Origin of the sequence: Chitinimonas sp. BJB300, from assembly GCF_002735695.1 — a bacterium.
Classification (GTDB): domain Bacteria; phylum Pseudomonadota; class Gammaproteobacteria; order Burkholderiales; family Chitinimonadaceae; genus Chitinimonas.
The window spans coordinates 1-5,086 of sequence record NZ_PDZH01000191.1 but is presented as its reverse complement, the minus strand read 5'-3'; the positions used below and the strand labels follow the sequence as shown (position 1 = coordinate 5,086).

5 protein-coding genes are annotated in these 5,086 nt (G+C 53.4%); 1 reads left to right on the top strand and 4 read right to left on the bottom strand.

All coding sequences use genetic code 11. The annotated features are described in order from the left end of the window. Window positions 1-72: 72 nt before the first annotated feature. From CSQ89_RS19710 to ltrA, 3 genes are all read right to left on the bottom strand, one after another. Window positions 73-717 carry a hypothetical protein gene (locus CSQ89_RS19710; protein ID WP_099407735.1) on the bottom strand — a complete coding sequence of 215 codons (645 nt, stop codon included), beginning with the start codon at window positions 715-717 and terminating at the stop codon, window positions 73-75. 121 nt (window positions 718-838) lie between these two features. Beyond that, window positions 839-1,132 (bottom strand): hypothetical protein, encoded by a 294-nt coding sequence (locus tag CSQ89_RS19705; RefSeq protein ID WP_099407734.1) that lies wholly within the window; start codon window positions 1,130-1,132, stop codon window positions 839-841. 497 nt (window positions 1,133-1,629) lie between these two features. After that, the gene (gene ltrA / locus CSQ89_RS19700; RefSeq protein WP_099407733.1) at window positions 1,630-3,024 is read right to left on the bottom strand and encodes a group II intron reverse transcriptase/maturase; all 1,395 of its coding nucleotides are present in this window, start codon (window positions 3,022-3,024) and stop codon (window positions 1,630-1,632) included. A 482-nt stretch (window positions 3,025-3,506) separates the two neighbouring features. Between ltrA and CSQ89_RS19690 the strand changes: the two genes are divergently transcribed. Next, window positions 3,507-4,148 carry a DUF6904 family protein gene (locus CSQ89_RS19690; RefSeq protein WP_099407732.1) on the top strand — a complete coding sequence of 214 codons (642 nt, stop codon included), beginning with the start codon at window positions 3,507-3,509 and terminating at the stop codon, window positions 4,146-4,148. 270 nt (window positions 4,149-4,418) lie between these two features. Here the strand turns inward: CSQ89_RS19690 and CSQ89_RS19685 are convergent. Then, a partial coding sequence (locus CSQ89_RS19685; protein WP_099407731.1) for a KilA-N domain-containing protein occupies window positions 4,419-5,086 on the bottom strand: 668 nt, incomplete at its 5' end.

Genomic DNA, 5,086 nt, shown 5'->3' with positions numbered 1-5,086 from the left:
AATGAGATTCATGTTTATCACCCCAGATTCTCCGGCAGAAACACCGGATGGTTGCACACCCAGGGGTGGAAACTATTGAACGCTGTTTACCCCTGGAATCTGGAAAGTTTTGCACGCTGTTTTACAACTTAGTATCCCCTTTTTGGGTTTCCCTGATGCAATCTGTGATTCCACCTCGTCGATTACCTCAACAGCCTCTGCCTTTTGCTCGGCTGTCAGCGGAGCATTCTGAATTTCGTCGCGCAGCGCCTGGATATGATTTGACAGGGCGCTTACCATAGTCACCGTATTGACCGAGTTGTCTGTCGAGTGATTGTTCACCCGAGCATTGCTGCCATTAATGTTGTACGTGATGTGCTGTATGGCTCGCTTCGCTTCACCGCTCCTAGCAAAAACGCCTGAATGCTCTTCATTGGGATTGTCGTTGGTCAGGACATATTCCTTGTAATCGCGGCCTAACGGAATGAGTAGTTGCCGAGTTAAGCTGTGGAGTTCGCCAGTCAGATTGCTTCCGACCGTATAGTAAGTGTGGGTGAAATTAAGCAGTTGATTCGGCTCACGTGCATATTTCTGGACGAGCAACCACTTCAGCCCGAGGACTTGGTCAGCGTCTACAGGCCATACAAGCCGCGCAGAACCAACCATGCAGCGTTGAGTTTTGGAACTCTCGTCAAGAAATCGCTCGACGTCCAGGTCAGCTACCAGTCGCAGGTTCAAGGACTACAGCGATGAATCCGCGAGAAGTCGAGCAAAGGTTAGAAAGTGCTGTTCGAAGGTCTGCCATGTTGAGGCCTGCATGTCGAGCAGCGCATTGTTGATGCGCTTAAACAGCAGATCTCTATTCGTCATCCGCTTCTAATTCCTTCAGCCTTGCTTCTGCAGCCTTCTCAATCACCGCGGTTCTGAAAGTGTCTTTCATCTGCTGGATCAGTGGTCCTACGATTGTGTTTCCTACGTAGGCGCCAAGTCGCTCATTGATCAAGCGCTCAGATTCAACGATTGCCGCCTCAATACTTTCTGGATTTTCCGGATTGAAGTCCAAGGTGCCGAGTTCGCCGCTGACAGCCTCAAGCGCTGTTTGCGCTTCCGATAGTGTCTTCTGTAGGGAATCGAGTCCTGTGATGCTAAACATGATGACGCCTTATTGTCAGTGGATAAAGTTTGCGTTGCGCGTCGCGGCAATTATACCGTCAAGTGCTTAAGGCTCATTTGCGATGAGTAGCAGTGGACGTCATATGTGCGGGCGCAACCTGGTATCCGAAGAAATTCGCTCGAATTCCGCTTTCGCCGCTCCTACGGAATTGTCCGAAATCTGAATCGCACCCTGATCGACGCGTTAATGGCCACCAGGGGCGACAAATTCCGAATCGATAGGGTATGGGTGCTGTATAAGGCCTTGTTGCCTTCTACGCCGTTTATGAAGAAAAGCGCTATCTGTCCGGGCAGAGTAGGGCACGCCTCAGAAAACGGGTAGAGTCGAGATGTGACGCGGTGGCTTTAGGCTCTGCATATCTGTTGCCGCCCCTTTCGTTTAGCGGTGTCTCATTAGCGTAACCGTGACTCCGTTTTCACATCCCGCTCATCGAACCGGACGTGCGCTTCTAACGCATCCGGCTCTCGGACAAAACATCATGCCTTCGCCCACGGAAGGCCTTGCGGAAGCTTTGGTAGACGAATGAGTCCAAGCTGCTCATAAAAGTACTCATCGGGGTAGCGCTTAATACCCTTGCCGTGCTGCTTGTGCTTCTTGCAAAGCCACCGGCGAAGCCGGGTGGTGGTGTACTTGTCAATGAATCGATAGGCAGGAGTAACCGGACCAAGACAGAAGTAATTGGCCCATCCACCTAATTTCTGATTTAAACGCGTCACCATTTCCCCGGCATCCAGCCATTCTAGGTTTCTGCTTGTCTGGACATGTATCGCTTCGATCATGCGCTTAATACTCTTCTTCGAAGGGCGGGTGGCTATATAAGGCCTCCCATTCTTGGACGAGTAGCGTCGACCAAAGGTATACCCCAAGAAATCGAACTCACCCTCGGGTAAACGGCAGGTACGGGTTTTGTCTTCATTCACCGTGAGCTTCAGCTTCGTCATCATTTGTCGCATAGCGTCCAGCGCCACTTTGGCGCGGCTACCCTTGCAGCAAATGACCAAATCGTCTGCGTAATTGACGATTCGAGCGCTGAGCCGCTGTTCCAAGCCCGCTTTCTTCCATCCCAGGATAAACCGTCGCATGTACAGATTGGACAGTAAGGGTGAGATTGGAGAGCCTTGCGGAATACCTTGCTTGATATCGCGGTTGGTCGTTGTGCGTTTCTTTCGACCCCGTTTGTCAACCTCTTCTACCGGAGCGTCGAGCCACATCTTCACCAGATGCAGCACTTGCCGATCAATTACCCGGCGCGTAACCGATTTCATGAGTTCGACGTGCGGAATCGTGTCGAAGTAACCGGACAGATCGGCGTCTACTACATCCTTGTAGCCGCTGGTCAATAGCCCATGTACTTCGCGCACTGCGCTTTGTGCATTTCGGTTCTGTCGGTAGGCATGTTGTTCTGGTGGCAGATCGGCCTCGAAGATAGGCTCCAAGACCAGCATCGCCGCCGTCTGACATACCCTTTCCGCTAGTCGCGGTATGCCAAGCGGTCTGAGTTTGCCATTTGGTTTCGGAATGAAAACCCTTCTTACCGCTTCCGGGCGGTATGTTCTCTCCCGGAGCTGTTGCGCCAGTTCCCCAAGCCAGCGCTCCTGCCCGTACTGCTCGACATCATCGAACGTTAGCCCGTCTACACCCGGTGCCCCCTTGTTGGCACGGCAGCAGGCGTAGGCGTGCCGTAGCACATCCGTTCGACAGATCTTGTCGTACAGGGCGTAGAAGCGAAACTCGGGTTCTTCCTTCGCTTTCGCATGTAACGCTGTTTGCAGTTTCTGAACGCTAATTGGAGTTGCTAGGTTTCCCAATCTCCTGTCCCTTCCCACTTTCAACGTTGGTTCTGAACTGAGGCCCCTTTCCTCCACTGGCATTACCCAGCTTCCTCGGTACTACGGGCCTCTCCGCCACCCCAGTGCGCCCGGCCTGTCCGTCACCGGCTTCCGGTTGGTCTTTAGCTTGACCACGCACGGGGCTTCCCGTGTTGCATCGGTCTTCCTCTTGTATGCATGCTGTCGCCACTACCCCGGCGGAACCATAGAGTGCATGTTTCGCTCACTTCCCCTACGGTGACAGCCTTCCCCGAAATATTGGCGGGTCGGCTTCCGCATCGCGTCTTTCGAGGCCTGCTCAGCGTTCACTCACGTTACTGCCTGCATACTCGCCAAGTCACTAATATGACCCTCTACACCGAAGGCTTCAGCCGCTTCGTTACCTCCACGACTGCTCCGATTGCTACCGGCTGGAGCGAAAGTTGCCGGGCGGGGTTCGCACCCGCTGAAAGACCGTGCCTTTGCACGGCGCACAACGCAAAGTACGTTAAGCTTGTGTCCTGGACTGGAAACGGAGCGCAAGCATGCTGGAGTATGAACTCACGCTACATCACACTGGCTTAATACTGTGGGGTGACCGTGCAGCGCTGGAGCGCCTATATGGCTTCGTTGGCCATGTGGTGGATGAGAGCCATATCATCGAGGACAAGGAAGGCTTCGTCCTTGGCCTCTGCTATGACCTCCGCAAAGCTTTTGAAGGGCACCGCGAGAACCGTTGGCGTTTTGAGGGCACCGAGGACCAATGCCGCATCTACGGCGTCAAAATACTGTGGCCAGTGCTGCTGATCCAGATGTCTTTGCTGCGTCGTGCCATGGGGAGCATACCAACCAACCGGCACGATCAAGCGATCATGTACGAACTTGAGCATGTGGTGGAATCCGCGTTACGCGCCGCGACACCGGCCACGGCCGACGACGTGTTACATGCGTCGTTCCGGGCTGGCACCGCGTCCTATACCCACATTGAAACCCTGCTGGACAGCCGTTGTTACTACTTCATAAAGCTATCTGCCAAGGAACGGCAGCACGTGCTTGCGAAACTGATGGAGACGTTCGATCCGGTTTACCAGTCACTTGCCGAGGTCGGCGCGATCCTGCGGCCCGGCATTATTCCGCCCAGTGCTTTTCTGGGAAGCCGTCAGGAATGGCCAGACTTCGAATGGTAGTGGGCGCCCAGGCTCCACCGTTTGCTCGTCTCGTTCAGTGGAATGAATGCCCTTCGCGAAAAGCACGGCGAAGCAGCTCCACAGGACGCACTGGGCGGGCGCAAGGGCTACTCCCAAACAAGCCCCAAAACTCATAATTGTGTGCCCTTCACACGTGTCAAAACCAACCCACACCAGCCGCTCCACTATGCCAACGCACCAAACATAAAAGTTGTTCCCAACTTACTCTTTTAATTCGCTTGAATTCTTGATGGTTAAACCATAAGTTGGCTATGGATTACCCAGTCGCTTGACGGTGCTCATTTCCACCAATGAGCGCATTTGCGTGATGGCGGTACCATTCAGTTGTAACAGACGCTCTGGTGCAGGCAGACCCTGATGGATCAATACGGCGTTGATGCTCTCCAAGTTTGAAAGCACGACAAGTTGTTCCAGCGTAGCGGTATCTCGTATGTTACCGGGCTGATCTGGGTTGGCTTGTCGCCACTGCGCTGCTGTCATGCCGAACAACGCGACATTGAGCAGGTCTGCTTCGCTGGCGTAGACGACGACTGACTGCTTCTTGTTCAATACAGAAGGAATCAAACGCTCCTTGATCGCATCGGTATGGATGCGATAGTTGACCTTGGCAAGCGTACGCTGAAAGTTCCATTCCAGGGATGTTGTGAGCGCTTCTTCGTTCTTGAGCCGCTGAAATTCCCTAATCAGGTACAGTTTGAACTCAGGACTGAGCCATGAGCCAAACTCGAACGCAATGTCCTTGTGGGCAAACGTGCCGCCGCCACGACCGGCCTTTGCATATATGCCGATAGCGTCTGTTGCCTCTATCCACTTCTTCGGTGACAGGGAAAAGCTGTTTAGTCCAGCCTGGTTCTTAAACCTCTCGAATTCGAGAGGTTTAAATGCTGGGTTGTAGAGTTGTTCCCAAATGCCCAGGA

Bases quoted from the DNA above. Each gene is read 5' to 3' on its own strand.
- CSQ89_RS19705 (WP_099407734.1), bottom strand. From the start codon at position 1,132: ATGTTTAGCATCACAGGACTCGATTCCCTACAGAAGACACTATCGGAA.
- CSQ89_RS19690 (WP_099407732.1), top strand. From the start codon at position 3,507: ATGCTGGAGTATGAACTCACGCTACATCACACTGGCTTAATACTGTGG.
- ltrA (WP_099407733.1), bottom strand. From the start codon at position 3,024: ATGCCAGTGGAGGAAAGGGGCCTCAGTTCAGAACCAACGTTGAAAGTG.